Source organism: Rhodococcus sp. LB1, assembly GCF_001583455.1.
GTDB classification, from domain to species: Bacteria; Actinomycetota; Actinomycetes; order Mycobacteriales; family Mycobacteriaceae; genus Rhodococcus_F; species Rhodococcus_F opacus.
Map to the genome: position 1 here is coordinate 26188 of NZ_LTCZ01000430.1, position 21936 is coordinate 48123.

25 protein-coding genes are annotated in these 21936 nt (G+C 67.9%); 13 read left to right on the top strand and 12 right to left on the bottom strand.

All coding sequences use genetic code 11. From position 1 onward, the window contains the following. Positions 1-11: 11 nt before the first annotated feature. Positions 12-2006, bottom strand: coding sequence for an APC family permease (locus tag AZG88_RS44920; protein ID WP_025432406.1), 1995 nt, complete (start codon positions 2004-2006; stop codon positions 12-14). Between the two features lie 162 nt (positions 2007-2168). On the opposite strand from AZG88_RS44920, the gene AZG88_RS44925 reads away from it, so the two are divergent. Genes AZG88_RS44925 through AZG88_RS44935 form a run of 3 tightly spaced genes read left to right on the top strand, consistent with a single transcriptional unit; the run spans position 2169 to position 3877 of the window. Next, positions 2169-2834, top strand: a complete 666-nt coding sequence (locus AZG88_RS44925) for a potassium channel family protein (protein ID WP_005240869.1) — start codon at positions 2169-2171, stop codon at positions 2832-2834. Positions 2835-2882: 48 nt separating this feature from the next. Beyond that, positions 2883-3542, top strand: coding sequence for a potassium channel family protein (locus AZG88_RS44930; RefSeq protein WP_005240868.1), 660 nt, complete (start codon positions 2883-2885; stop codon positions 3540-3542). Positions 3543-3577: 35 nt separating this feature from the next. Further along, entirely contained in the window at positions 3578-3877 is a 300-nt protein-coding gene (locus tag AZG88_RS44935) for a GNAT family N-acetyltransferase (RefSeq protein WP_061701310.1), read from the top strand. A 70-nt stretch (positions 3878-3947) separates the two neighbouring features. On the opposite strand, the gene AZG88_RS44940 is transcribed toward AZG88_RS44935, so the two are convergent. Both AZG88_RS44940 and AZG88_RS44945 read right to left on the bottom strand, forming a co-directional pair. Further along, positions 3948-4628, bottom strand: coding sequence for a DUF3159 domain-containing protein (locus AZG88_RS44940; protein WP_005240866.1), 681 nt, complete (start codon positions 4626-4628; stop codon positions 3948-3950). Between the two features lie 28 nt (positions 4629-4656). Next, the gene (locus AZG88_RS44945; RefSeq protein WP_005240856.1) at positions 4657-5034 is read right to left on the bottom strand and encodes an OB-fold nucleic acid binding domain-containing protein; all 378 of its coding nucleotides are present in this window, start codon (positions 5032-5034) and stop codon (positions 4657-4659) included. 136 nt (positions 5035-5170) lie between these two features. Between AZG88_RS44945 and AZG88_RS44950 the strand changes: the two genes are divergently transcribed. After that, positions 5171-5884, top strand: coding sequence for an alpha/beta fold hydrolase (locus tag AZG88_RS44950; protein ID WP_005240854.1), 714 nt, complete (start codon positions 5171-5173; stop codon positions 5882-5884). A gap of 23 nt (positions 5885-5907) precedes the next feature. Here AZG88_RS44950 and AZG88_RS44955 read toward each other — a convergent pair whose 3' ends face one another. Together AZG88_RS44955 and dut are read right to left on the bottom strand one after the other, a co-directional pair. Continuing rightward, positions 5908-6771, bottom strand: a complete 864-nt coding sequence (locus tag AZG88_RS44955) for a DUF3710 domain-containing protein (RefSeq protein ID WP_061701311.1) — start codon at positions 6769-6771, stop codon at positions 5908-5910. Positions 6772-6773: 2 nt separating this feature from the next. Next, entirely contained in the window at positions 6774-7295 is a 522-nt protein-coding gene (gene dut, locus AZG88_RS44960) for a dUTP diphosphatase (RefSeq protein ID WP_025432405.1), read from the bottom strand. A gap of 86 nt (positions 7296-7381) precedes the next feature. Between dut and AZG88_RS44965 the strand changes: the two genes are divergently transcribed. Next, on the top strand, positions 7382-7852 hold the full coding sequence (locus AZG88_RS44965; protein WP_061701312.1) for a DUF3093 domain-containing protein: 471 nt from the start codon (positions 7382-7384) through the stop codon (positions 7850-7852). Positions 7853-7898: 46 nt separating this feature from the next. On the opposite strand, the gene AZG88_RS44970 is transcribed toward AZG88_RS44965, so the two are convergent. Next, complete coding sequence (locus AZG88_RS44970) at positions 7899-8201, bottom strand: DUF4193 domain-containing protein (RefSeq protein ID WP_005240850.1); 303 nt, start codon at positions 8199-8201, stop codon at positions 7899-7901. A 480-nt stretch (positions 8202-8681) separates the two neighbouring features. Between AZG88_RS44970 and cei the strand changes: the two genes are divergently transcribed. Then, positions 8682-9371: an envelope integrity protein Cei gene (cei, locus tag AZG88_RS44975; protein ID WP_005240849.1), complete on the top strand. Its 690-nt coding sequence runs from the start codon at positions 8682-8684 to the stop codon at positions 9369-9371. A 7-nt stretch (positions 9372-9378) separates the two neighbouring features. On the opposite strand, the gene AZG88_RS44980 is transcribed toward cei, so the two are convergent. Next, entirely contained in the window at positions 9379-10281 is a 903-nt protein-coding gene (locus AZG88_RS44980) for an inositol monophosphatase family protein (protein WP_037179155.1), read from the bottom strand. 156 nt (positions 10282-10437) lie between these two features. Between AZG88_RS44980 and ppgK the strand changes: the two genes are divergently transcribed. Together ppgK and AZG88_RS44990 are read left to right on the top strand one after the other, a co-directional pair. Then, positions 10438-11190 carry a polyphosphate--glucose phosphotransferase gene (ppgK, locus tag AZG88_RS44985; protein ID WP_005240845.1) on the top strand — a complete coding sequence of 251 codons (753 nt, stop codon included), beginning with the start codon at positions 10438-10440 and terminating at the stop codon, positions 11188-11190. A 121-nt stretch (positions 11191-11311) separates the two neighbouring features. Next, positions 11312-12685, top strand: a complete 1374-nt coding sequence (locus AZG88_RS44990) for an RNA polymerase sigma factor (protein ID WP_005240835.1) — start codon at positions 11312-11314, stop codon at positions 12683-12685. Between the two features lie 81 nt (positions 12686-12766). Here AZG88_RS44990 and AZG88_RS44995 read toward each other — a convergent pair whose 3' ends face one another. From AZG88_RS44995 to AZG88_RS45005, 3 genes are read right to left on the bottom strand one after another with little or no spacing between them, the layout of a single operon-like run. Further along, complete coding sequence (locus AZG88_RS44995) at positions 12767-13939, bottom strand: cation:proton antiporter (protein ID WP_005240834.1); 1173 nt, start codon at positions 13937-13939, stop codon at positions 12767-12769. 7 nt (positions 13940-13946) lie between these two features. Then, complete coding sequence (locus AZG88_RS45000) at positions 13947-14429, bottom strand: cation:proton antiporter regulatory subunit (protein WP_005240833.1); 483 nt, start codon at positions 14427-14429, stop codon at positions 13947-13949. A 47-nt stretch (positions 14430-14476) separates the two neighbouring features. After that, positions 14477-14830 (bottom strand): DUF952 domain-containing protein, encoded by a 354-nt coding sequence (locus AZG88_RS45005; protein ID WP_005240832.1) that lies wholly within the window; start codon positions 14828-14830, stop codon positions 14477-14479. A 260-nt stretch (positions 14831-15090) separates the two neighbouring features. On the opposite strand from AZG88_RS45005, the gene AZG88_RS45010 reads away from it, so the two are divergent. After that, positions 15091-15285 carry a DUF7455 domain-containing protein gene (locus AZG88_RS45010; protein ID WP_005240831.1) on the top strand — a complete coding sequence of 65 codons (195 nt, stop codon included), beginning with the start codon at positions 15091-15093 and terminating at the stop codon, positions 15283-15285. Positions 15286-15391: 106 nt separating this feature from the next. On the opposite strand, the gene AZG88_RS45015 is transcribed toward AZG88_RS45010, so the two are convergent. Further along, complete coding sequence (locus AZG88_RS45015; RefSeq protein WP_054246693.1) at positions 15392-17152, bottom strand: DEAD/DEAH box helicase; 1761 nt, start codon at positions 17150-17152, stop codon at positions 15392-15394. Between the two features lie 255 nt (positions 17153-17407). Here AZG88_RS45015 and AZG88_RS45020 point away from each other — a divergent pair, with 255 nt between their 5' ends. Further along, the gene (locus AZG88_RS45020; protein WP_061043001.1) at positions 17408-18580 is read left to right on the top strand and encodes a YihY/virulence factor BrkB family protein; all 1173 of its coding nucleotides are present in this window, start codon (positions 17408-17410) and stop codon (positions 18578-18580) included. On the opposite strand, the gene AZG88_RS45025 is transcribed toward AZG88_RS45020, so the two are convergent. Continuing rightward, positions 18553-18789, bottom strand: a complete 237-nt coding sequence (locus AZG88_RS45025) for a DUF3039 domain-containing protein (protein ID WP_005240826.1) — start codon at positions 18787-18789, stop codon at positions 18553-18555. The two genes, AZG88_RS45020 and AZG88_RS45025, sit on opposite strands and share 28 nt — an antisense overlap. Before the next feature lie 77 nt (positions 18790-18866). Between AZG88_RS45025 and AZG88_RS45030 the strand changes: the two genes are divergently transcribed. The 3 genes from AZG88_RS45030 to AZG88_RS45040 all read left to right on the top strand — a co-directional run bounded on the left by AZG88_RS45030 (position 18867) and on the right by AZG88_RS45040 (position 21873). After that, positions 18867-19226, top strand: coding sequence for a DUF3099 domain-containing protein (locus AZG88_RS45030; protein WP_005261100.1), 360 nt, complete (start codon positions 18867-18869; stop codon positions 19224-19226). 30 nt (positions 19227-19256) lie between these two features. After that, positions 19257-20735, top strand: coding sequence for a DUF7782 domain-containing protein (locus tag AZG88_RS45035; protein WP_061701313.1), 1479 nt, complete (start codon positions 19257-19259; stop codon positions 20733-20735). A gap of 166 nt (positions 20736-20901) precedes the next feature. Then, positions 20902-21873 carry a sigma-70 family RNA polymerase sigma factor gene (locus AZG88_RS45040; protein ID WP_005240812.1) on the top strand — a complete coding sequence of 324 codons (972 nt, stop codon included), beginning with the start codon at positions 20902-20904 and terminating at the stop codon, positions 21871-21873. The last annotated feature ends 63 nt before the right edge of the window (positions 21874-21936 follow it).

The window sequence follows — 21936 nt, forward strand, 5'->3', positions numbered from 1 at the left end:
CTTCTCGCCCGTCACTTGTCGTCGGGTTCGTAGCCGCGGCGTGACGCCCCGGCCGTGTATTCGATGTTCAGTGTCTTCGCCTTCTCGGACGAGTTCAGTTGCCACGGAACGCTGGTGACCATCACACCCGGCTGGAACAGCAGGCGGCTCTTGAGCCGCAGCGCACTCTGGTTGTGCAGGATCTGCTCCCACCAGTGCCCCACCACGTACTCGGGGATGAACACGGTGACGACGTCCCGCGGCGAGTCCTTCCGGACGCGCCGCACGTAGTCGAGCACGGGTTTGGTGATTTCGCGGTACGGCGACTCGATCACCTTGAGCGGCACCGCGATGTCGGTCTTCTCCCACTGGCGCACGAGCGCCCGGGTGTCGGGTTCGTCGACGTTCACCGTGATCGCCTCGAGTGTGTCCGGCCGTGTGGCCCGGGCATAGGCGAGCGCGCGCATCGTCGGCATGTGCAGCTTGGAGACGAGGACGATGGAGTGAGTCCGGCTGGGCAGCACCCCGTCCCATTCCTGTTCCTCGAGCTCCCGCGCGACGCTGTCGTAGTGCTTCCGGATCATCTTCATCACGACGAAGATGGCGACCATGGCTACGATCGCGATCCAGGCGCCTGCCGCGAACTTCGTGATGAGCACGATGATCAGGACGGCGCCGGTCATGGCGAGGCCGATGGAGTTGATCACCCGGGAGCGGTGCATCCGCCGACGCTGAGCCGGGTCGTTCTCGGTCTTCAGGTGCCGGGTCCAGTGCCGGATCATGCCCGTCTGGCTCAGCACGAACGACACGAACACGCCGACGATGTACAGCTGGATCAGCTTGGTCACCTCGGCGCCGAACAGGACGACGAACGCGATCGCCGCCCCGGACAGGAACAGGATGCCGTTGCTGAACGCCAGGCGGTCGCCGCGGGTGTGCAGCTGCCGGGGCAGGTAGCGGTCCTGCGCGAGGATCGAGCCGAGCACGGGGAACCCGTTGAAGGCCGTGTTGGCGGCGAGCACGAGGATCAGGGCCGTCACGATCGCGATGAAATAGAAGCCGATGGGGAAACCGCCGAACACCGTCTCCGCGATCTGCGCGATCAGAGTCTTCTGGTGATACCCGGCGGGGGCGCCGATCAGCTGTTCGGCCGGGCTGTGCGCGTACACGATCCCGATCTTCTGGGCCAGGATGATGATGCCCATCAGCAGCACGATGGCAATCGATCCCAGCAGCAGCAGCGTGGTGGCCGCGTTGCGGGACTTGGGCTTCTGGAAGGCGGGAACACCGTTGCTGATCGCCTCGACACCGGTCAGTGCCGCACAGCCGGAGGAGAAGGCCCGAGCGATCAGGAACGCGAACGCGATCCCGTACAGGTGGGAGTCCTCGGCTTCGAGTTCGAATCCGGACGATTCGGCGCGCAGGTCGTCGCCGAGGACGAAGATCTGGAAGAACCCCCACAGCAGCATCAGGGCCATGCCGGCGATGAACGCGTATGTCGGGATCGCGAAGGCGGCACCGGATTCACGGATGCCACGCAGATTGATGGCAGTCAGCAGCACGATGGCCGCGACCGCGAACAGCACCTTGTGCTGGGCCACGAACGGCACCGCCGAACCGATGTTGGACGCGGCCGACGAGATGGAGACCGCGACCGTGAGGACGTAGTCCACCAGCAGGGCGCTGCCCACGGTCAGACCCGCGTTGGGACCGAGATTGACGGTCGCGACCTCGTAGTCGCCGCCGCCCGACGGGTAGGCGTGCACGTTCTGCCGGTAACTGGCGACCACCACCGCCATCACCGCGGCGACGGCAAGTCCGATCCAGGGGGTGTACGCGTAGGCGGAGATGCCCGCCACCGATAGTACGAGGAAGATTTCCTCGGGGGCGTAGGCCACCGACGACATCGCATCGGAGGCGAAGACCGGGAGGGCGATCCTCTTGGGAAGCAGCGTGTGCCCGAGCTTGTCGCTCCGGAAGGGTCTGCCTAGCAGTAGCCGCTTTGTGGCGGTCGAGAGCTTTGACACTGCCAAAGCGTAAGCCGTCCGCAGAAAACCTGGACCCTCACCCACCAATGTGTCCGGATTGCGATCTCTGTCTCGGTTGCTCTTCCGCCTGGGCACTGTACGGTTCGATTCGGTACGCACGTACTCGAGACGTGACGCCAGAGCCCATGAACGGAGTACAAGGTGTATGTGGTCATCATGGGATGCGGCCGGGTCGGCTCATCCCTCGCTGGCTCGCTGACCCGGATCGGCCACGAGGTCGCGGTCATCGATCGCGACCCTGCCGCATTCCTACGTCTCGAACCCGACTTCCCCGGACGCACCGTCGTCGGCATGGGATTCGACCGTGACGTGCTGGTCAAGTCCGGTATCGAGCGCGCAGAGGCATTCGCCGCGGTGTCGTCCGGAGACAACTCCAACATCATTTCCGCGCGAGTGGCCCGGGAGACGTTCGGCGTGGAGCGCGTCGTCGCCCGGATCTACGACGCCAAGCGTGCCGCCGTGTACGAGCGGCTCGGGATCCCCACTGTCGCCACCGTCCCGTGGTCGACGGACCGCTTCCTGCACACCCTCACCCGCGACAGCCAGACCGCCAAGTGGCGCGATCCGTCCGGAACCGTCGCGGTCACCGAGTTGTCCTTGCACGAGGACTGGATCGGCAGACCGGTCGCCGAACTCGAGGCGGCGACGAATTCGCGTGTCGCGTTCATCATCCGCTTCGGCACCGGCGTCCTTCCCGACCGCAAGACGGTCTTCCAGGCCGACGACCAGGTGTACATCGCGGCCGTGTCGGGAACGGTGGCCGAGGCCGTCGCGCTCGCGGGCAATCCCCCGCCTTCGGACAACTGAGACGGCAGTGAGAATGTTCACGATCGACCACCCGAACGGAAGCAATCGATGAGAGTCGCAATCGCAGGAGCCGGCGCAGTCGGACGCTCGATCGCGCGCGAACTGGTCCGCAGCGAACACGACGTCATGCTGATCGAACGCAAGCTCGAGCACGTCGAGCAGGAGTCGGTGCCCGAGGCGACCTGGGTCCACGCCGACGCGTGCGAGCTGAGCAGCCTCGAAACGGCGTCCCTCGAAACCTACGAGGTGGTGATCGCGGCCACCGGTGACGACAAGGCCAACCTGGTCCTCAGCCTCCTCGCGAAGACCGAGTTCGGGGTCAGCCGCGTGGTGGCCCGCGTCAACGATCCCCGCAACGAGTGGTTGTTCGACGAGTCCTGGGGAGTCGACGTCGCCGTCTCCACGCCCCGGATGCTCGCCTCGCTGGTGGAGGAGGCGGTGTCGGTCGGCGATCTCGTGCGGCTGATGACGCTGCGCCAGGGGCAGGCCAACCTCGTCGAGGTCACGCTGCCCGACAACACCCCGCTCGCCGGGAAACCCGTCCGCAAGCTGCAATTGCCCCGCGACGCCGCCCTGGTCACCATCCTCCGCGGCGGACGGGTCATCGTGCCGCAGCAGGACGATCCGCTCGAGGGCGGCGACGAACTCCTGTTCGTCGCGTCCGTGGACGTCGAGGACGACCTTCGAGCGGCCGTCGGGCTCTCCTGACCCGGCGGGGACCGATCGACACCCGGGAGGATCCGTTGAGTACCACCGCAACACCCGAGAGCATCGTCGTCACCGACAGCCCGCAGCAGAGCCGGTACGAGATCCACGCCGACGGGGAACTCGCGGGAATCGAGCAGTACGAAGTCGACGGGGAAGTACGCGTTTTCGTTCACACCGAGATCTATCCGCGGTACGAGGGACTCGGACTCGCCCGGACGCTCGTGAGTGCGGCTCTGGACGATCTGCGCCGCCGTGGACTGCGGGTGCGCCCGGTGTGCCCGTACGTCGTGAAATTCGTGTCGAAGCATCCCGAGTACCAGGACCTCGTGGCCTGATCGGTTCGGCGACTTCGTCTCCGGCACAACCGGTCAGCGCCCCCGCGGTCCCATGTGAAGGGCGCCGAGCTCAGGTACGGCCGGGCTCGTCCCGGGGGCCGCCTGCCTCCGTGTCGTCCGTCGGTTCGCCGGCCTCGTCCGAGGGTCCCGGTTCGACGATCCGGTCGGCCCGGCGCACAGCCCAGATCGTCACCAGGAGAGCCAATCCCGCCAACGGCCAGCCCATCGCGATGCGCGCGAACGCGAGCCACCCGGTCTGGTCCGAATCGTAGAGTTGCGACTGCACGAGGTACCGGGCCGCGAACACCAGCGCCCAGGCGGCAGTGGCCACGTCGTAGGCCCGTACCGCGCCACGATGGCGCCGCCAGAGGTTGCCGTGGCCGTTGAGGAATCCCCAGATCAGGCCGACGAGCGGCCAGCGCACCAGAATCGAGATCAGGAACACCGCCCCGTACGCGAGGCTCGTGTAAATCCCGAACAGGAAGTATCCCTTGGCATCGCCCGTGCGATAGGCGATGAACGCGGAAATGCCGACGCCGAAGAATCCGGACACCGCGGGCTGGATGGGGCTGTGGCGGACGAGGCGCCAGACGAGAATGGCGACGGCGACACCGAGAGCCGCCCAGATCGCCGGACCCAGGCCCCACACACCGTTGACCGGAACGAAGACCAGGATGGGCAGGGTCGAATAGATGAGCCCGCTGATCCCACCGAGCTGTTCGAGTATGGATTGCTGCTTCGTTTCGGTCACTCAACGAGAGTGCCACATGGGGCGGCCCCTACGATTCGCCGCGCAACTCGTAATACGGGTTGAAGATCACCTTCTGGCCGTCGCGTTCGCCGACACGTCCACGAACCAGCAGAGTTTTGCCCGGCTCGATACCCGGAATCCTCCGCCGGCCGATCCACACCAACTTGATCTGTTCCGTGCCGTCGAAGAATTCGGCTTCGATGCTGGCATTGCCGGACTTCGGACAGGCTTCGACACTACGGAGCCGTCCCAGCATGGTGACCTCTTCGCCGCGGCTGCAGTCGCAGGCACGTTGTGCGCCGGACGCCTGAGACGTCTCGGCCATTTCCTCGGCGTCCAGCTGCTCGAGGTCCTCGGTGAGCCTGCGAGTCAGCCGACGAAAATATCCTGCCGTGGCGGGTGCCATTGCGCGCTCCTGGAGCATGTGCGACGCGAGATCTTCGCGCCGCTCGTAGGGCTGTGTATTCGCCACTGTAGACCCATTGGTTCCAAGCAACCACACCACCGGAGGAGCACCGTGACGGACGAGGCAGGATCGTCTCATGCCCTCTGATGACCGGCCGTCCGTGGCCGTTGTGCTCCCGGGTACGGGATCCGACGCGGACTTCGTGGCCCGCGCCTTCACCGAGCCCCTGACCTGCCGTGGAGTGCGCACGGCCGCAGTCGAACCCGATCCCCGGCGAGTCGTCGGAAGCTACGTCGACGCGCTCGACGCCGCGGCCGCGCGGCACGGGCGCATCCTCGTCGGAGGGGTCTCCATCGGGGCCGCCGTGGCACTGCAGTGGGCAGGATCACACCCGGATCGCGTCGCGGGCGTCCTCGCGGCGCTGCCCGCGTGGACCGGGACCGCCGCGGACGCTCCCGCCGCCGCCAGCGCCCGGTTCACCGCGGCCCGGCTGCGGGCTGACGGCCTCGAACAGGTCACTGCCGAGATGATCGCCTCCAGCCCGCCCTGGCTGGGCCGGGAACTGGCGAAATCGTGGCGATCGCAGTGGCCGCACCTTCCCGCCGCGCTGGACGAAGCGTCCGAGTACCACGCTCCCGGTGTGGGCGACCTCGAGCGCATCACGGTGCCGGTGGGGATCGCCGCCGCCACCGACGACGCCGTGCATCCCCTCGAGGTCGCCCGTGAGTGGTCCGAACGACTACCGCACGCGGGCCTCGTCACGATGTCGCTGGACGAGATCGGCGCCGACCCGGCGATTCTCGGCTACGCCAGCCTCGATGCGCTGGACTCGGTCCTGCACAGGACCTGAGCGTCGAATCTCCGGAACCGGGATCAGCGACCGAGTTGCTGCATCGCCGAACCCGATTCGCCGCGACGCTGCTGCGGCTGAGCCGGCGCCTCCGCGGGGGGCGCCTGCTGCTCGCCCTGCGGACTCGCCGGAGCCGGCTGCTGCGGCGCGGACTGCTGCGGAGCGGCACCCTGCTGCTGCGCCAGCTGCTGCTGGTGAGCGGCGGCCAGCTGCTGGGCGAGTGCCTCGGGCAGGACCACCGGCAGCGGCGTCCGCACCGGGTTCGGCTCGTTGCCCCGCTTCACGACGGTGTCGCGCAGGATCGCCCTGGCGGTCGCGACGAGCTCCGAGTCGGCCGTGTTGCCACCGCTCGGTCCCGCGACCACGCAGCGCACCATCCACCGGTAGCCGTCGACGCCGATGAAGCGCAGGTCGGCGTTCGGGGTGACGGCGAAGACCTCGCGTCCCCACGGTCCGCTCTCGACGCTCACCGTCGCATTGTCGTTGCGCAGCGATTCGGCGAGGTCGCCCGCGACTTCCCGCCACTGGCCCGGAGACTTCGGGGCGGCATACGCGGCCACCGTGATGCGCCCGTGCTGGGTGACGAGATGCACGGCCTGCGGCGAACCGTCGGGCGCCATCTCCACCTGCAACTGGGCGCCCTGCGGCATCGGGACGAGTACGGAACCGAGGTCGAGGCGGGTTCCCACCTCACCGACGGTGAGGTCGGCGCCCGACTCGAGGTCGTCGGCGTCGTACGGGCCGCCGTCCACCTCGGTCACGGCGTCGTAGTCGTCTTCATAGTCCGCGTCCGCGTCGGCGTCGCCGGCCGCGGCGTCCGTCTCGGCGTCCTCGAAGAAACCGGGCCGGTCGTCCTCGGCTTCCTTCTTCTTACGACGTCCGAACATGATCAGGCTCCTTCACTGGCATTGCCGACGAGGCTCGCGTGGCCTCCGCTCGACCCGTGGCCGTCGCTGCCGCGGGTGGTGCCGTCGAGCGACGGGACCTCGACGAACGACACCAGTTCGACCCGTTGGACGAGCAGTTGGGCGATCCGGTCGCCCCGGCGGATCTCGATCGGGGTCTCGAGGTCGTGATTGATCAGGCACACCTTGATCTCGCCGCGGTACCCGGCATCGATGGTGCCGGGGGTGTTGACCACCGACAGACCCGATTTTGCGGCCAGCCCGGATCGGGGATGGATCAGCCCGACCGTGCCCAGGGGCAGCGCGATCGCGATGCCGGTTCCGACGAGGACGCGGCGCCCCGGCTCGATGGTCACGTCGATGGTGCTGCACAGGTCGACACCGGCGTCGCCGTCGTGCGCACGCTGCGGGACCGGAATGTCGGGGTCCAGCCGCTGGAGGGCGACGGGCGGAAGGGCGGGGGTCGCGGCGGGAGAAAGGCCGGGAGATAGGTCGCTCACGTGCACCGAGCCTACTCTCAGACACCGACTATCCTGGACGGGTGTCACAAACGTCCCGGCCCGAAGTCGCGCCCACCGATAACACCTCGCCCGTGCTGTACTCCGAGCGCCTGTGGGTGCCCGTCTGGTGGTGGGCAGTGGGCTTGTTCGTCGCCGGTCTGCTCGCCGCCGAGGTGCACATGGGTGCGCCGGGTCTGCGCGCGTGGCTGCCGTACGTCCTTCTGGTTCCCCTGCCCGTGTGGGGACTCGTCTGGCTCAGCCGTCTCCGCGTCGAGGTCGTCGAGGAACCGAACGGCGTTCACCTGCGGGTCGGACAGGCGCATCTGCCGCTGGACGTGATCGCGCGGGTCGCCGAGGTGCCCGGTTCGGCGAAGAGCGCGGCTCTCGGTCGTCAGCTCGACCCCGCCGCGTTCGTGCAACACCGGGTGTGGGTCAAGCCGATGGCACTGATCGTGCTCGACGACCCCGAGGACCCGACCCCCTACTGGTTGATCAGTACACGACGGCCGGCCGAGTTGCTGGCCGCCGTCAACCGTGCCCGCCCGCAGGCGGACGGAGACTGATCGGACGGTGGGCCTCCCGCCGTCCGCCTCTCGTACTCACCGTCGCTCAGGCCGCGCAGTCCCTGCACACCAGCACTCCGCCCGCGTCGCTGGCGAGCCGGCTGCGGTGGTGCACCAGGAAACAGCTCGAACACGTGAACTCGTCGGCCTGCTTCGGCACGACCCGCACCGAGAGCTCTTCACCGGACAGATCCGCGCCGGGCAGTTCGAACGATTCCGCGGTGTCGGACTCGTCCACGTCGACAACAGCCGACTGAGCCTCGTTGCGTCGCGCCTTCAGTTCCTCCAGCGAATCCTCCGAAACCTCGTCGGACTCTGTTCGCCGCGGTGCGTCGTAGTCAGTTGCCATGTCGCCTTCCCCTCATCCTCTTCGGTGTATCCCGGCCCGTGCGGTACGTCGAACCGATTGTTGGTCGACCGCCCACACGAAAACCGCCTCGGCGCAGATCACACCCTGCGGCTGCACAACGCTGCAGCGGATGGGTTCGTGCCCGGAACCAGGCCCCGGAAACATGATCTACGCCTCTTTTGTCATCTTCTGCCGACCCTCGTTCTGCACGCTTTGAACGACTGGGGCCGCCAGACAGTAGCCGAAGGAAGTACAAAAGTCGTAACCGAATCGACCGATCGCGCAAATTGTCTGCTAATCGTCACCAACACCACAGCAAGCTGTGACATTCCACAACGGGGACGGGTTCGGGGTTATGACGTGCCAGGGATCTAAGGTAGGTGCCGAACCTGCGCCACGACGTGTGGCCGGGCCCTGTATCGGTGCGCTGTACGGGTGCAACGTACGAAGCGCAGTTCGTAGGAGAGGTCGAGGCACACTGTGGTTTCACTGATCACCGAAGGCAGCCCGCTCGACGACAAGGGTCGTCCGTTCCGGCGGCGGCGGGCGATGCCGATCCTCGTGGTGTTCGCGGTCCTCGCCCTGCTCGGCGCCGTCGTGTGGATCGGCGTCCTCGGCGACGACGAGGATCTGGCCACCACGGTCGACTGCAACCCTCCGCAGCCGGCCGCGCAGCCCGTCGACCCCGCCGCCCCGCCGCAGCAGGCACTGGGCGAGAAGGTCGACGGTTCGACCCTGCGGGACGTGGAGCCTGCCGCGCTGTCCGCCACGAAGGTGCGCGTGTTCAACGCCAACGGCGAGCACGGCCAGGCGGCGCAGGTGGCCGCACAGCTCAGCGACTACGGGTTCGCGAGCGCGCCCGACGTCCAGGCGGGCAACGACCCGGTCTACGTCGACCAGAACATGCAGTGCCAGGGGCAGCTGCGATTCGGCCCCAACGGCGCCGCCGCCGCGAGCGCACTCTGGCTGGTGGCCCCGTGTGCCGAACTCATCCAGGACACCCGCACCGACGACACGGTCGACCTCGCGCTCGGCACCTACTTCCGCAAGATCTCGCCGAACACCGACGCCGAAGAGGTCCTGCGGTCCCTGAAGGATCCGCCGCCCGGCAGCCAGCCCGCCCCCCTCGACATCGACCTGCTGAAGGCGGCGCGCACCGCCCGCTGCTGACCGGCGGTCACCGTTCCGGGATCGGGGTGTCCACCCCGATCTCGGCGAACAGGGCGTCCAGGGCGTCGGCGATGCCGGGGGCCGCGGCCACCACCACTTCGCCGTCCGCGCTCGACGTCTGCGGGGAGGGGATTCGCACGCGGGCCCCCGCCTCGGTCGCGATCAGCGACCCCGCGGCCCAGTCCCACGGGCTCAGCCCGTGTTCGAAATGGGCGTCGACACGACCGGCCGCGACCATGCACAGATCGAGAGCCGCCGAACCGATCCGGCGGATGTCGCGCACCCTCGGCAGAATGTCCGCGATGAGGGCGCCCTGCGCCTTGCGCCGCGCCGCGCCGTACCCGAATCCGGTGGCGAGCAACGCCATCGACACGTCGGTGACCGGGTTGCACCGGAGGTCGCTCACCCGCCCGTCCCCGTCGGTGAGGGTCGCCCCGCCACCACGTGCCGCCGCGTAGGTCGATCGGGCCGCCACGTCGACCACGGCCCCGGCGACGGATACCCCGTCGATCTGGGCGGCCACGGACACCGCGTACGCGGGGACGCCGTACAGAAAGTTCACGGTGCCGTCGATCGGATCCACGATCCACCGCACCTCGGCGACGGAATCCTCCTCTCCCCCACCTTCTTCGCCGAGGATCGCGTCGTCGGGGCGAAGCTCCGCGAGCCGGTCGCGGATCACCTGCTCGCTCTCGGTGTCGACCACCGTGACCGGGTCGGTCGGGGTGCTCTTCGACGCGACGGAATCGCCGGATCCCGCTCGCTTCCCGACGATTCCGAAGACCTCGGGCCGTCGCGCCCGGACGTGGGCGGCGGCTTCCTCGGCCACCGCCACGGCGACCTCGAGCAGTCGCCTGGGATCGGTGCCGACGTTGCCTGGCGCGGACTCTGAACTCTGGGGTGCATGCACCCACCCATCGGAACACACTTTCGCTGCCTCACACCACCGCTGACGTTTCGCGCAGCTGGTGTCATCGCCCACCGAACACGCGTCGACACACTAGTGTGACGAGCAGCAGAAGAGCGCCGGAAAACACGTCGACGTCGACACGAAGGAGCACACGCCATGACCAAAACGGGGTTCGGTGTCGACGTCGGAGGCAGTGGCGTCAAGGGTGGCGTCGTGGATCTCGAGACGGGCCAGCTGGTCGGGGACCGCATCAAGCTCCTCACCCCCCAGCCGTCCACTCCGGAGGCGGTCGCGGAGACCGTCGCCGAGATCATCCGCCAGGCAGAATGGGACGGACCGGTCGGTATCACCCTGCCGAGCGTCGTCACCGGCGGTGTGGCGCGATCCGCCGCCAACATCGACAAGAAGTGGATCGGGACGGACGCCCGCGCGCTGTTCTCCGACGCACTCGGCGGCCGGCTCGTCACCGTCCTCAACGACGCGGACGCGGCAGGAATAGCAGAGGACGCGCTCGGCGCCGGCAAAGACGCGAAGGGGGTCGTCATCCTCCTCACGTTCGGCACCGGCATCGGCTCGGCGATCCTCCACGACGGCGTCCTGCTTCCCAACACCGAGTTCGGGCACATGGAGGTGGACGGCAAGGAAGCCGAGCACCGGGCGGCGTCCTCGGTCAAGGAGAAGAAGGATCTGTCGTACAAGGAATGGGCCGGCGAGGTGAGCCGTGTCCTCACCCGGTTCGAGAACCTCATGTGCCCGGATCTGTTCATCGCCGGCGGCGGAATCAGCCGGAAGAACGAGAAGTGGATCCCGCATCTGACCAACAGGACACCCGTCGTACCTGCTGCGCTGCTCAATACGGCGGGCATCGTCGGTGCTGCGCTCGCGGTGGAAACGGGCATCGCTCCGTAACTAATTCGGATGGGTCGTTACAATGGAAGAGCCCGGCTGCGCGCCGGCGAAACCAGTAGACCTCTCCGCCGGATGACCACTCTGGCGTGACGCCGCACGACACCGTCACGAAAGGGCGTACGTGGCAGCCACCGATACACGTCAGACTGCTGATTCGACTTCGGAGTCAGGACCGGAAGCACCAGTCGGAGCGGCAGCCACCGGCACTGCTCCGGCAGCCGAGGAAGCTCCCGCGAAGAAGCCGGCGGCCAAGAAGGCTCCCGCCAAGAAGGCAGCAGCGAAGAAGGCTCCCGCCAAGAAGGCGGCAGCCAAGAAGGCGGGCGGAAAGAAGGCCACGGCCGGTAAGGGCGCGGACGGCGAGGACGGCGACGAAGACTCCGCCGACATGGAGGACATCGACATCACCGAGGGCGACCTCGCCGAGGTCGAGTCCGACGTCGTCGAGGTCGTCGCAGTCGGCGAGGACGAGGAGACCGAGGAGCCGTCCGAGAAGGACAAGGCCTCCGGCGACTTCGTGTGGGACGAGGAGGAGTCCGAAGCGCTCCGCCAGGCCCGCAAGGACGCCGAACTGACCGCGTCCGCCGACTCGGTCCGCGCCTACCTCAAGCAGATCGGCAAGGTCGCCCTCCTCAACGCCGAAGAGGAGGTCGAGCTCGCCAAGCGGATCGAGGCCGGGCTCTACGCGACCCAGATCATGCAGGAGCTGTCCGATTCCGGCGAGAAGCTCCCCGCCGCCCAGCGCCGGGACATGAGCTGGATCTGCCGCGACGGAAACCGCGCCAAGAACCACCTCCTCGAGGCGAACCTCCGTCTCGTCGTGTCGCTGGCCAAGCGCTACACCGGCCGCGGCATGGCATTCCTCGACCTGATCCAGGAAGGCAACCTGGGCCTCATCCGTGCCGTCGAGAAATTCGACTACACCAAGGGCTACAAGTTCTCGACCTACGCCACGTGGTGGATCCGTCAGGCCATCACCCGCGCGATGGCCGACCAGGCCCGCACCATCCGCATCCCGGTGCACATGGTGGAGGTCATCAACAAACTCGGCCGCATCCAGCGTGAACTCCTGCAGGACCTGGGCCGTGAGCCCACTCCCGAAGAGCTCGCCAAGGAAATGGACATCACGCCCGAGAAGGTGCTGGAGATCCAGCAGTACGCTCGTGAGCCCATCTCCCTCGACCAGACGATCGGCGACGAGGGCGACAGCCAGCTCGGCGACTTCATCGAGGACTCCGAGGCCGTCGTGGCCGTCGACGCCGTCTCGTTCACCCTCCTGCAGGATCAGCTGCAGTCGGTGCTCGAGACTCTCTCAGAGCGTGAAGCGGGCGTCGTGCGCCTGCGCTTCGGCCTGACCGACGGACAGCCCCGCACCCTCGACGAGATCGGACAGGTCTACGGGGTCACGCGTGAGCGCATCCGTCAGATCGAGTCCAAGACCATGTCGAAGCTGCGCCACCCGTCCCGGTCGCAGGTGCTGCGCGACTACCTGGACTGACGAACACACCTCGATGCCCCCGGACTCCGAGCGAGTCCGGGGGCATCGTCGTGTGCGCCCGCGGCATCCGCGTACGGCCCGCTACGCGCTGGTGCGAACCCGGATCCAGGCGCCTGCCACCGGTTCGACCACCCGTGCCGCCACCGGGCCGATGACGGCCATCAGGAGGACATACGCGGTGGCGAGTGCCACGAGTTCGCTCTCCACCGCTCCGGCCGACAATGCCAGGCCTGCGATGACGATCGAGAACTCGCCACGCGCGATCAGCGCGACCCCCGCCCGGGCCCGGCCCAGCCGCCCGACGCCCTGCTGTTTCGCCGCCCAAGCGCCGGTGACCATCTTCGTCAGCGCGGTGACGACGGCGAGCAGAACGGCCCAGCCGAGGACCGGTGGAATCGCCCGGGGGTCGGTGTTGAGTCCGAACACCACGAAGAACATCGCGGCGAACAGATCGCGGAGCGGTTCGAGGACGCGGCTCGCGTTGTGGGCGGTCGTGCCGGAGATCGCGATTCCCAGGAGGAACGCTCCGACGGCGGCCGAGACCTGCATCGCCGAGCTGATCCCCGCGACGAGGAGAGCGGCGCCGAGCAGCTTCAGGAGCAGGGTCTCGCTGTCCGGGCTGTCCAGCAGGGCGGACACGTAGCGGCCGTACCGCAGGGCGATCACGAGGACGACCGAGATGACGACGAGGGAGATGCCCACCGCCTCGAGTCCGCCGGCGAAACTGACGCCGGCGAGCAGGGCCGTCAGAATGGGCAGGTACACGGCCATCGCGAGGTCCTCGAACACGAGAATCGAGAGCACGACCGGCGTTTCGCGGTTACCGAGCCGACCCAGGTCGCTCAGCACCTTCGCGATGATGCCCGACGACGAGATGTAGGTGACGCCGCCCATCACGACCGCGCCGGTGGGTCCCCACCCCAGCATCAGTGCTACGACCGCTCCGGGCGCGGCGTTGAGGACGGCGTCCACGACCCCGGCCATCCACGACCGTCGCAACCCGGTGACGAGTTCCGACGCCGTGTATTCCAGCCCCAGCAGAAGCAGGAGAAGAACCACGCCGATCTCGGCCGCCAGGTGGCTGAACTCGCTGATGTCGCCGAGATTGACGAAGCCGCCGCTGCCGAAGCAGAGTCCGCCGAGGAGGTAGAACGGGATCGGCGACATGCCGAACTGAGCTGCCAGACGGCCCAGCAATCCGAGCGCGAAGAACACCGCGCCCAGTTCGATGAGCGCGAGCGTGGTGGTGTTCACGGGACCGTCAGCCGTTGGCCAGGAGCTTGGCTGACGCGTCCAGTCCGTCTGTGGTTCCGACGGCGACCAGGAGGTCGCCGGAGGTGAGCAGGAAGTCGGGCTTCGGTGACGGGTAGACCTGACCGGCCCGCATGACCGCGACGATCGAGACCCCGGTGCGTGTGCGCATCGCCGTGTCGCCGAGCGGGCGGCCGTCGAACCGGGAGTCCTCCTTGATGTAGAGCTGCTTGGTGCGGATTCCGGGCAGGTCCCGGTGCTCCTCCTCCAACTGTGCCACCAGTTGCGGTGCCCCCAGCAGATTGCTGAGGACTGCCGCCTCCTCGGTGGTGAGCGGAACGGACGCAGCGCACGCATCGGGATCGTCCGCCTTCGAGACGATCAGATCGGTGCGACCGTCGCGGTGGGTGATGACACCGATGCGGCGACCGGCGGCGAGTTCGAAGTCCTTACGCACCCCGATACCCGGTAGTGGCGTCACTTCAACGTTCATGCCTCCACGGTAGACCGATCGGTGTGACCAACCGCGGAAGGCTCGCGTCAGTGCCGGGCCGGGAACGTTCCGTCGGCATCGGGGCGGTAATCCTCGACCGCGGTGACCGCCGCGGCGGGCAGCGGCCCGTACAGGTGTGGGAACAGCATCGACGCCGGATCGGTCGGCACGCCCGGCTCCCACTTCACCGGCGCACCGAGCGCGGCGAGGTCGAGCCTCAGCAGGACGAGGTCCGTACGCCCGGCGAACAACCTGTTGGCGGGCAGATGCACCTGGGCCGGCGTCGAGAGGTGCACGAAACCGTCCGCGGCGAACGTCGCGGGCACTCGACTGCCTTCGCGTTCCGCGGTGCGCCACTCCTCGCGGCTGCAGATGTGGACCAGCTGGTCTTCGGATTTCACACGGTGAGACTAGCGTCACGCCCCAAAACGAATCAGCTGTCAGCGAACTCGGACCGCGCGGTCTGTTCACATCTGCGCTCGTCACGTCCCTGACTGGGCGTTTCCGGCGGGTTTCGTGTGTGATGCAACACTGAGAAACGCCGACGGGAACAACGCGTAAACCCCAAACGTCTGACAGAGTAGATCCACCGCGCCACCCCCGACGCGGCGGACCAAGGCCCCAGGCACTCGGCATCAGTCGAAGCCAGTACGGAGGAGTCATGCCCGGAACACTGACCAGCCCCCCGTTGACCGCAGCCGACCGGTGCGACCGGTGCGGTGCGGGAGCCCGCGTTCGCGCGGTTCTTCCGACCGGAGGAGAGTTGCTCTTCTGCGGTCACCACGCCAACGAGCACGCAGACCGCCTTCGCGAGATGAACGCCACGATCGTGTCCGAAGCCGAAGCTGCAATCTGATACGTCAGCCCGGGTGACCCGTCCCAGGCTCACCTCTTCAGAAAGAGACCGGCGAGTGCGATGCACTCGCCGGTCTCTTTGTGTTCGCGTCACCGGGCGACGGCGGTCACCACTGTCGCAGGGTGGAGATCCGCTCGGTGAGCTGCTCGACGGTGGCGATCGCCGTGGGCGGTCCCCCGCAGACACGACGCAGTTCGCCGTGGATGGTGCCGTGCGGCTTGCCCGTCCTGTGGTGGTGCATCGCGACGAGACTGTTCAGTTCGCGGCGCAGCTGCGCGAGCTGTCCGGCGGCGGCCACCCGGTCCGCGACCTGGGGCACGGGCGTGTGCACGGGCGCGGGCGCGGGCTCCTGCTTGTCCAGCTGCTCCGACTGACGCTGACGGAGCAGCGCGCGCATCTGGTCGGCGTCGAGCAGCCCGGGCAGACCCAGGTAGTCGGCCTCCTCGTCGGAGCCCGAGAACGTGGCCGTCCCGAAGGACGACCCGTCGTAGATCACCTGGTCGAGCTCGGCGTCCGCGCCGAGCGAGGTGAACGCCTTCTCCTCCTCGCCGAGCTCGTCCTTCTGCTTGTTCGCGTCGGCGAGAAGGTCGTCGTCGAAGCCGTCCTTCTCCCGATGGGGCTTGCCGAGCACGTGGTCGCGCTGAGCCTCGAGCTGGCTGGCCAGGTCGAGCAGCACCGGAACCGACGGGAGGAACACGCTCGCGGTCTCACCCTTGCGGCGGGACCGCACGAATCGCCCGATCGCCTGCGCGAAATAGAGTGGGGTGGACGCACTGGTCGCGTACACACCGACGGCCAGGCGGGGAACGTCGACGCCTTCCGACACCATGCGGACGGCGACCATCCACTTCTGGGTGCTCGCCCCGAACTCGGCGATCCGCTTGGACGCCGTGGGGTCGTCGGAGAGCACCACGACCGGGTCTTCCCCGGTGACCGCCTTCAGGGTCTGCGCGTACGCACGGGCCACGGTCTGGTCGGTGGCGATCACGAGACCTCCGGCGTCAGGCATGCCGCCCGTGCGCAGCTGGCCGAGCCGGGTGTCTGCGGCGTGCAGGACCGCGGGAATCCAGTCGCCCGACGGGTCCAGGGCCGTTCGCCACGCCCGGGCCGTCTGTTCCGCGCTGAGCGGCTCGCCGAGTCGCGCAGAGAACTCCTCGCCCGCGTTGTTCCGCCAGCGCGCCTCGCCGGAGTAGGCGAGGAACACGACGGGCCGGACGACGCCGTCCGCGAGGGCGTCCGAGTACCCGTAGGAGTGATCCGCCTTCGAGCGCATCAGACCCTCGCGATCGGGTTCGTACGTCACGAACGGGATCGCACTGTCGTCGCTGCGGAACGGCGTACCGGTCAGGGCGAGGCGGCGGGTGGCGTCACCGAACGCCTCCCGGATGGCGTCACCCCAGCTCTTCGCGTCGCCACCGTGGTGGATCTCGTCGAGGATGACCAGCGTGCGGCGGCTCTCGGTGCGGACCCGGTGCTTGAACGGGTGGGAGGCGACCTGCGCGTACGTCACCACGACACCCTGGTAGTCGCTGGACGTCTGCCCGGTCGAGTTCGAGAAGTACGAGTCCAGCGCGATGCCGTTGCGCGCAGCGGACTCGGCCCACTGGTGCTTGAGGTGCTCGGTCGGTGCGACCACGGTCACCTGATCGACGGTGCGGTCGCGCAGCAACTCCGACGCGACCCGCAGCGCGAACGTGGTCTTACCGGCGCCCGGTGTCGCGACCGCGAGGAAGTCCTGCGGTCCGGTGGACAGATACTTCGTCAGCGCACGACGCTGCCAGGCGCGCAGTGATCCTGCGGGTCTGGCAGGTTCGGTCTGTGCGAGGTAGGCCTCGGTGCCCACGATCTGCGCTGCCTCGGTTTCCATTCTCGGCGCCGACTGGGAGCCCACTGTCTCAGCACTCACGGGCTGCCCTCCGCTGGCATGGCACTGTTTGCTCGCACTCCTCGGTATTCGATCGACATGTCCGGGTCCAGACCCGAAGGCGCTGTCCGTCAAGGAGCCTAGCGTCCGGATCCGATGCGGACCGCATTCGCGACATCCGATAGTGACAGATTTGTCGCGACACGAGGACAGCAGCGGTGGGCAACCGGGCGTGTCGTCAGGGATGCTGGAAACATCATGACCGAAACACCCTCGACAACGCCGCAGAGTGGCGGTGACCCACCCCGGTCCGGGTGGCATCCGCTACGTCGCGCACTGAGCGTGATCGGTCACACAGCGAGCAAGGCCTGGGACGATTCGATCTTCGGAAAAGCGGCCACGGCGGCGTTCTGGCAGACACTGTCGCTGCCTCCGCTCCTGCTGGGGCTCCTCGGAATGCTCGGCTACGTCGGCGGCTGGTTCGGACCCGACACCGTCGACATCATCCAGTCGAAGATCATCAACTTCAGCGGGACGGTGTTCAGCGACAGCGTCGTCGAACAGATCATCCGCCCCACCGTCGGCGACGTACTCGAACGCGGACGTCCCGAGATCGTGTCACTGAGCTTCCTGCTGTCCCTGTGGGCCGGCTCCTCCGCCATTTCCACGTTCGTGGACTCGATCGTCGAGGCCCACGGCCAGCAGGAGGCGCGGCACCCGGTGTGGCAGCGCGTGTTCGCGTTGCTGCTCTACGTGATGTTCCTGATCCTCGCCGTGTTCACCCTGCCGCTGGTCGCGCTGGGGCCGACGCTCGTCGGCAGGGTGCTCCCGGAGGCGTGGCGCACGATCGGGACGGAGATCGTCGACACGTTCTACTACCCCGGCGTGGGCCTGTTGCTCATCGTGGGCCTGACGACGCTGTACAAGGTGGCACTGCCCCGGTCGCTGCCCTGGCACCGGCTGCTCGGCGGCGCGCTCGTCGCGGGGGTGTTCTTCCTCGGCGCGAGCACCTGCCTGCGCCGCTACCTCTCCTGGGTGGCCGGAACCGGATACACGTACGGGGCGCTGGCCACGCCGATCGCGTTCCTGCTGTTCACGTTCTTCCTGGGTTTCGCGGTGGTGCTCGGCGCCGAGTTCAATGCCACCGTCCAGGAGTTCTGGCCCGCCCGTGCCACCCGTATCGACCAGATGCGGGATTGGATCGCCGCACAGGCCGAGAGTTCGCCGTCGACGGGTCCGGTGACCAGCCTCACACGTCGCATCGCCACCGGCCCGATCAAGGTCGTCGGCGACCGTGCCCGTCCGGATGCGGCCGAGCCGGATCCGGGGAACGACGACGAGCCCGACGGCCCGGTTCGAGAAGCTCCCGAGCCACCGGGTGTGCGACGAGCGCCGGTGAAGCCTCAGTCGCCCTTGCGTAATCCTTCGTAGATCTTCTTGCAGTCGGGGCAGACCGGCGATCCCGGTTTCGCGGACTTCGTCACCGGAAACACTTCGCCGCACAACGCGACGACGTGAGTGCCCATGACGGCGCTCTCCGCGATCTTGTTCTTCTTGACGTAGTGGAAGAATTTGGGAGTGTCGTCATCGGTCGACTCGTCGGTGGTGACGTCGGGCCGTTCCTTGGTTTGAGTGCTCACCCCTCAATAATGCCGCAACCGGCCGACGAACCCACCCCCTGTGTGCATTTGCCGCCCGACAGTGGAACAGTGGAGTCATGGCACGAAGTGCAGGGTTCGGTGGGTCCCACGACGCCGGCTCCCCGAGCAATCCGGTTCTCATCACCGAGGCGGCGCGATCCATCGAGGATCAACATCGCGCCCGTGTCCGCAAGTACCTGCTCATCATGTCCTTCCGTTTCCCCGCGCTGATCTTCGCGGCGGTGGCGTACGGCATCTGGGAGAACCCGTGGATCTCGATGGCGATCATCGGTGTGTCGATCCCGCTGCCGTGGATCGCGGTTCTCATCGCCAACGACCGCCCGCCGCGCACCAAGGACGAGCCCAGTCGGTACGACCACCGCGAGTCGCCGTCCACCGCGCTGCCCGCGCCGCCGCACCACACGATCGAGGGCTGACGCAGTCGGGCGTGCTGCAACAATGCACGGGTGAACCGTGACGAGCTGCTGTCGATCTGCCCCTCTCTGCGTGAGGCCCTCCGCCGCAACCGGTACGACACGGACACCCTGCTCGATGCGCTGGGCCCCGACGTCCATGCGGCGCTGAGCCGCAACGAGCCGGTCCCGGTGCGCCGAGCCAGCGCGGCCTGCGGCGAACTCGGCACCCTGATCCGCCTGTTCCTTCTCACCGACGACTGTCCCGTCGGCGAGGTGGCCGCGGCGCTGTCCCCGCTGCCGGTCGAGGACGCCGTCGCGGCCGGCCTGCTCGAATCCGAGGGCGACGTCGTCCGGGCAGCCCTCGATCTCCGTCCGATGGACATCGGCGGAGGCAACCGCTGGGTGCTCTCCGACCTCGACGGCTCACTCCGACCCCGCGAGACCCCGGTCGACCACGTCATCGGCGTCGGGCACGCGTCGCTGTCGCTGCTGCAGGCCACCCCGACCGCGCCGGTCGGGACGCTGCTCGACGTCGGGACCGGTTGCGGCATCCAAGCCCTGCACGGCGCGTCCTACGCCGACTCGGTCACGGCCACGGACCTGAACGTCCGTGCCGTCGATCTGGCGGCCGTCACAGCGGCGCTCAACGAGGAGGAGCTGGAACTGCTCGCCGGGTCGTGGTTCGAGCCGGTCGAGGGCCGCACGTTCGATCAGGTCGTGGCCAATCCGCCGTTCGTCGTGAGCCGCGCCCGGGTGGGTCACACCTACCGCGACTCCGGACTCGACCTCGACGGCGCGAGCGAGCTGATGATCTCCCGAGTGGCCGACTATCTCGCGCCCGGTGGCACGGCGGCGCTGCTGGCGTCCTGGATCCACGTCGAGGACGAGGACTGGCGCGCCCGGGTGGCCTCCTGGCTTCCCGCCCACGGGATCGACGCGTGGGTGGTGCAGCGGGACGTCGCGGACCCGGCCCTGTACGTCGGCACCTGGATGCGCGACGGCGGCCTCGACACCCGGGACCCGGCCACCGCGACCATCGCCGAGGACTGGCTGGATCACCTCGCGAGCGCGAACGTCGAGGGGGTCGGCTTCGGGTTCGTCTACCTGCGCCGGACCGACGCACCCACCGATCTGATGGCGGAGGACCTCACCCACGGCTTCAGCGACCCCTTGGGCGCGGAGGCGCTCGCGTACTTCGAGCGGGTGGCGTGGCTGCGCGACCACGACGTGCTCACCGCCCGTTTCCGCGTGGAGGAGAGCACCGCCCTGGAGCGGGTGTTCCTGCCCGGCGACGAGGGATGGACCCAGGTGGTCGCCCGGCTGCACCGGGGGAACGGCCCGGCGTGGCAGCACGAGGTCGACGATCTCGTCGCCTCGCTCGTCGCCGGCATGCGCGGCGACGGCCTCGTGCTGGGCGAACTGATCGAGCTTCTCGCCGCCGCCCACGGCGTCGACGCCGAGGAACTCGCGCAGTCGGCCGTGCCGCTCGTGCACGCCCTCGTCCGGCACGGACTCGTGCTTCCCACGTAGCCGCCGGGTTCCCGATCCGTCCCCCTTATACGTGTTCTCAGCAACTTCTCAGGACCGAATCGAGGAACCCGCAGGTCACAGCGCCTTCACAAATTACCGGCCGGGAACTTTCCCAGGCCTTCGGTGCGTTGATCCATATGAGACACCACCGATGAGGAGGCAAGTCATGACAAGCCCCAGCACCACTACTCGCATTCGCCCCAGCGCTGCCGATCTGGACGCCCAGAGCCCCGCTGCCGACCTGGTCCGGGTCTACCTGAACGGAATCGGCCGCACGGCTCTGCTGACGGCCGCAGACGAGGTAGAACTGTCCAAGCGAATCGAGGCTGGGCTGTACGCCGCGCACATCCTGGAGACCGGGAAGCGACTCTCCCCCGCCAAGAAGCGCGACCTCGCGACGGTCGTCCGTGAAGGACAGTCAGCCCGCGCACATCTCCTCGAGGCCAACCTGCGGCTCGTCGTCTCGCTCGCGAAGCGGTACACCGGACGCGGCATGCCCCTGCTGGACCTCATCCAGGAGGGCAACCTGGGTCTGATCCGCGCGATGGAGAAGTTCGACTACGCGAAGGGGTTCAAGTTCTCGACGTACGCCACCTGGTGGATTCGTCAGGCGATCACCCGCGGCATGGCCGACCAGAGCCGGACGATCCGGCTCCCAGTGCACCTCGTGGAGCAGGTCAACAAGCTGGCCCGTATCAAGCGCGAGCTGCATCAGCAGCTCGGGCGTGAGGCCACGGACGACGAGCTGGCCGAGGAGTCGGGTATCCCGGCGCACAAGATCGCAGATCTCCTCGACCACAGCCGCGACCCGGTGAGCCTCGACATGCCGGTCGGCAACGACGAGGAAGCTCCCCTGGGCGACTTCATCGAGGATTCCGAGGCCACGTCGGCGGAGAACGCCGTGATCGCCGGTCTCCTGCACAGCGACGTGCGCACCGTGCTGGCCACCCTCGACGAACGTGAGCAGCAGGTCATCCGGCTGCGCTACGGTCTCGACGACGGTCAGCCGCGCACTCTCGACCAGATCGGCAAGCTCTTCGGGCTCTCCCGCGAGCGTGTCCGTCAGATCGAGCGCGAAGTGATGGGCAAGCTGCGTCAGGGCGACCGCGCCGAGCGGCTGCGCTCCTACGCCAGCTGACGAGAGCCTCCCACCGGAATCAGCGCCGGTGCCGGTCGTACGCGACCGGCACCGGCGTTGCGC

Bases quoted from the DNA above. Each gene is read 5' to 3' on its own strand.
- AZG88_RS45040 (WP_005240812.1), top strand. From the start codon at position 20,902: ATGACAAGCCCCAGCACCACTACTCGCATTCGCCCCAGCGCTGCCGAT.
- ppgK (WP_005240845.1), top strand. From the start codon at position 10,438: ATGACCAAAACGGGGTTCGGTGTCGACGTCGGAGGCAGTGGCGTCAAG.
- AZG88_RS45000 (WP_005240833.1), bottom strand. From the start codon at position 14,429: ATGAACGTTGAAGTGACGCCACTACCGGGTATCGGGGTGCGTAAGGAC.
- AZG88_RS44950 (WP_005240854.1), top strand. From the start codon at position 5,171: ATGCCCTCTGATGACCGGCCGTCCGTGGCCGTTGTGCTCCCGGGTACG.
- AZG88_RS44955 (WP_061701311.1), bottom strand. From the start codon at position 6,771: ATGTTCGGACGTCGTAAGAAGAAGGAAGCCGAGGACGACCGGCCCGGT.
- AZG88_RS45015 (WP_054246693.1), bottom strand. From the start codon at position 17,152: ATGGAAACCGAGGCAGCGCAGATCGTGGGCACCGAGGCCTACCTCGCA.
- AZG88_RS45010 (WP_005240831.1), top strand. From the start codon at position 15,091: ATGCCCGGAACACTGACCAGCCCCCCGTTGACCGCAGCCGACCGGTGC.
- AZG88_RS45030 (WP_005261100.1), top strand. From the start codon at position 18,867: ATGGCACGAAGTGCAGGGTTCGGTGGGTCCCACGACGCCGGCTCCCCG.
- AZG88_RS45020 (WP_061043001.1), top strand. From the start codon at position 17,408: ATGACCGAAACACCCTCGACAACGCCGCAGAGTGGCGGTGACCCACCC.
- AZG88_RS44930 (WP_005240868.1), top strand. From the start codon at position 2,883: ATGAGAGTCGCAATCGCAGGAGCCGGCGCAGTCGGACGCTCGATCGCG.
- AZG88_RS44970 (WP_005240850.1), bottom strand. From the start codon at position 8,201: ATGGCAACTGACTACGACGCACCGCGGCGAACAGAGTCCGACGAGGTT.
- AZG88_RS44945 (WP_005240856.1), bottom strand. From the start codon at position 5,034: ATGGCACCCGCCACGGCAGGATATTTTCGTCGGCTGACTCGCAGGCTC.